At 32.3% G+C, this 2880-nt stretch carries 2 protein-coding genes and 2 pseudogenes; all 4 read right to left on the reverse strand.

Features of this window, described 5'->3' with window-relative positions; all coding sequences use genetic code 11:
- The coding region (locus GXK57_RS14035) for an Rpn family recombination-promoting nuclease/putative transposase (RefSeq protein WP_160677496.1) at positions 1–826 on the reverse strand (826 nt) is incomplete at its 3' end.
- 213 nt (positions 827–1039) lie between these two features.
- Positions 1040–1453: pseudogene (locus tag GXK57_RS14040) on the reverse strand (tyrosine-type recombinase/integrase).
- 351 nt (positions 1454–1804) lie between these two features.
- Positions 1805–2116, reverse strand: coding sequence for an immunity 53 family protein (locus tag GXK57_RS14045; protein ID WP_160677499.1), 312 nt, complete (start codon positions 2114–2116; stop codon positions 1805–1807).
- Between the two features lie 36 nt (positions 2117–2152).
- Positions 2153–2797, reverse strand: a pseudogene (locus GXK57_RS14050) (RHS repeat-associated core domain-containing protein); the annotation flags it as partial.
- Positions 2798–2880: the final 83 nt, after the last annotated feature.

The raw sequence follows: 2880 nt of genomic DNA on the forward strand, positions 1-2880 counted from the left end.
ACAGCCCTTCAGCCATTCCTTCGATCTTTCCTACTTCTCGCCCTTCAGCCATTCCTTCGATCTTTCCTACTTCTCGCCCTTCAGCCATTCCTTCGATTTTACCTTCTTCTCTTGCTCCTTCGACCATACTTTTTTCATCTAGTATTTGCTTCATTCGAAGTTCAGCAAGTCTTACTGTTTCAGGATCTCTACTTAGCATATCCAGTACAGTTATTGCTTTTCTTATTGCTGGTTCTCCCATTTCGCTTACCTCCTTTTCTGATTTTGTTAAAAATGCAAGCCACATATCTAAACTGTTATTGAGTTCTGGTTTTTCGTCTAAAAACTTTGGTAGTTCTACAAAATGTATCTCTAATATATCTGTAAGTTTTGTTTTTTCTTCGTCTTCCCATAAGTGATATGTTGTATGATACTTTCTGCTATCTATATAATTAAAATTCAATATATTTATTGTTATAGTCTTATTTAAATTCTTATAATTTTCTCCCTTTTTTATCTGATTTGAATACAATCTAGACCAGTAGAAAAGTGTCCTATTTATCATATTGTATCTATTTATAAGTTGTATCTCTATATTAATATGAATATCTTTTTCTGTTACTACTCTTACATCTAAAATCCCTATCTTATCGTCTATCGCTTCAATGTCTGATAATTTAGTATCAACATATTCCACATGCTTTATTTTCTCTTTTTCTGTTCTCTCTAGTAAAGCATTTAAAAAACTTATTAGTATATCTTCATTTTCTGGACTCCCAAATATTTTTTGAAATACTACGTCGTTCTTAGGATCTAGAATCATTTTATCATCAAAATTAAATTTCACTTTACCACTTCCTTTGTTAATAATATTTTACCAAATTTGATAGTCTTATTCTATAATCTGATAATATTATCTGCATTATATTTTCTAGGCTTATTATTAATAATATCTTTAATCGCTTCAAAAAGAATATCAACATATCCTAGTAAAACAATGAATATCTGTTTCTTTGATTTCTTTAAAGCTGTATAATATCATCATTTCATTTTCCTCCATCTATAACAAGCTAACTGCCCTCATCTTTTCTTCTTTGCTGCTATTGATATAGAGTTTAGCTGTAGTTTCAATACTACTATGTCCTGCTAGTTTACTTACAGTCGTTAGGGCCCCTCCTTTACTTACAAATCTTGTACAAAAAGTATGTCTGAAAGTATGTGTCTTCAATTTGATTCCTAGTTCCAATTCCTTTGTGTATTTCTCCAGCAGTGTATTGATGGCATCGCTTTTCAATGCTCCCCTTTGTCCCAAAATTAGATATTATAAATCACTAAATTCACTATCATTACGCTCAACTAAATATTCCTTAATTGCTTCAACTACTTCATTCTTTAGTGGTACTTCTCTAATCTTTCCACCTTTACCATGTATCTTTAGATGACTAGTTAGAAAATCAATGTTGTTAATTCTTATACTACAAAGTTCACTTACTCTTACGTTTTGGGGCTCTTACCATCTTCCTTTAAGTATCTTGTAAATTTCTCAACAAAATCTGTTGCCATGCCTATTCCCCTTTCATTTATTCTTAGACTAATAAAAGAGCTAACGCTCTAAACGTCAGCTCTTGATGTTATTATAATTAGAATATATATTTGATACTTCTTTTAATTTTTTAATCTAACTCTCACTACAGAATTCTAATTATGTAGCCATAGAATTCTCCAAAGACTTAATAACCGTATTCTTTCCGTGACTTGGTATTTATCTTCAAACTTATGCATTGAATTTATCAGTATTTTGTAGCCAGCTCTTCCTATAATTTTGCTAATCAGTTATAGTATTTTCATTATTTGCTGTTGCCCATTCTGAAAAAATTCTTAATATTTCTTCTAATTTATCTGCACTACCTCCACCTTTAAATACTCCATCTACAACATTACAATGTATCCAGTTAGTATCATTAATATATTTTTGTATTAACTCAAATTTTGAGAACTCTAAATAAGTATCTGTCAAATCAATGTTTACTGACCATCCTGGATTATCTAAAGTATAAATTTTTATTCCATAACAATGTTCCCAGTCTCCATCACAATTACTTAGATACCAATTTTGTACCCAATCTAACATATTCATTTTATCAGACTCCTTCATAACTATAATCATTATCCATCATGGTTTTATAGGTATTTCCCAAGGTAAAGGTGACCTAACACCACCTGGTACTGTTTTATCATGAACATTCGGCATTAATTCTTCTCCTGTAACTGGATTCTTATGGGGACTCCCCGTTCCATCATATCGTTTTACACTGTCAAATCCAGTTGGATTTTTAGGATTCGGTCTCCATGTTTCATAGTTTGTTATTTCACCCGTATCTGGATTTCGTTTAAATGTAGTATGGTCCCACTGAGCACTCGGGTCAGGTTTAAGTTTATTTTTACTTCTCCCTTTACTGGAAGTCTTTGTCTTATCTTGTGGTGAACTTGATGTTTTATTATTCTCAGTAGTTGAGCTATCTGCATATGATGTACTATGCCCTTTATAATATTGATACGCTGAATATATCAGTAGTCCTGTTGCTCCAATTAGTGCACCACCTACAACTACAGGTGCTGATAAAACTGTTGCTAATACTTCCACCGCTGCTACCACAGCTTCTACAAAAAAACTAAGTACAAAAGGAAAGTTACCACTAGAATCAGCCATGTTCACAGGGTTATTCAAACAATAAGTAAACATATTCGCAGATAGAAGTTCACCAGGAGTGACAACTATTCCATCTGCATTAATAAATCTTCCCCATTCTGGATTATAGTATCTTGCATTTAATTAGTACAACCCTGTCTATAGGAATAGGTAAGAACTTGATATTATCGCCTTCTTTTCCCCTCCTCCAC

It is taken from the genome of Clostridium sp. C8-1-8 (assembly GCF_009928445.1).
Lineage (GTDB): Bacteria > Bacillota > Clostridia > Clostridiales > Clostridiaceae > Clostridium_AR.

What these genes read in the sequence shown, in the direction of transcription:
- GXK57_RS14045 (WP_160677499.1), bottom strand. Translation starts at nt 2,116, where the DNA reads ATGAATATGTTAGATTGGGTACAAAATTGGTATCTAAGTAATTGTGAT.